The following is a 750-nucleotide window of genomic DNA, read 5'->3' as shown; positions in this document are numbered from 1 at the left end:
GAATATTCAGGGAACCGCCGCACTGGTCACCGGAGCCGCCTCGGGCCTCGGTGCCGCCACCGCCAAGCGTCTCGCCGGCGCCGGAGCCACCGTGTTCGGACTGGACCTGCAGCAGTCCATCGAGCGTGCCGGCGACAACGTCCCCGACGGCGTCACCCTCCTCGCCACCGACGTCACCAGCGGTGACGAGGTCCAGGCCGCCATCGACACGATCGTCGAGTCGGGACTGCCGCTGCGCATCGTCGTCAACTGCGCCGGCGTCGGCTGGGCCGGACGCATCCTGTCGAAGAAGGGCCCGCACGACCTCGAACTGTTCCGCACCGTCATCACCGTCAACCTGCTCGGCACGTTCAACGTGATGCGCCTGGCCGCCGACGCCATCTCCAAGACCGACACCGTCGACGAGTCCGGGCAGCGCGGCGTCGTCATCAACACCGCGTCCGTCGCCGCGTTCGAGGGCCAGATCGGCCAGATCGCCTACTCCGCATCCAAGGGCGGCGTGCACGGAATGACCGTCCCCGCCGCCCGCGACCTCGCGCAGTTCGGCATCCGCGTCAACACCATCGCCCCCGGCATCATCGACACCCCGATGCTCGCCGGCGTCACCGACGAATACCGCAAGGGCCTCGAGGCCGGTGTCCCGTTCCCGTCGCGCCTCGGCCAGCCCGCCGAGTACGCGCAACTCGCTCAGATGATCGTCGAACACGACTACCTCAACGGTGAGACCATTCGTATGGACGGCGCCCTGCG

Annotated in this window: 1 protein-coding gene; it reads left to right on the top strand. The window is 68.9% G+C overall.

Annotation, left to right across the window (positions count from 1 at the left end):
* Nucleotides 1–4: 4 nt before the first annotated feature.
* Nucleotides 5–750, top strand: a 746-nt coding sequence (locus RJ1_RS45115) for an SDR family NAD(P)-dependent oxidoreductase (RefSeq protein ID WP_073371186.1), incomplete at its 3' end; no start/stop codon positions are given.

This window comes from Rhodococcus jostii NBRC 16295, assembly GCF_001894825.1.
Lineage (GTDB): Bacteria > Actinomycetota > Actinomycetes > Mycobacteriales > Mycobacteriaceae > Rhodococcus_F > Rhodococcus_F jostii.
The sequence above is the reverse complement of the archived record's forward strand: the minus strand, read 5'-3'. Positions and strand labels throughout refer to the sequence as shown.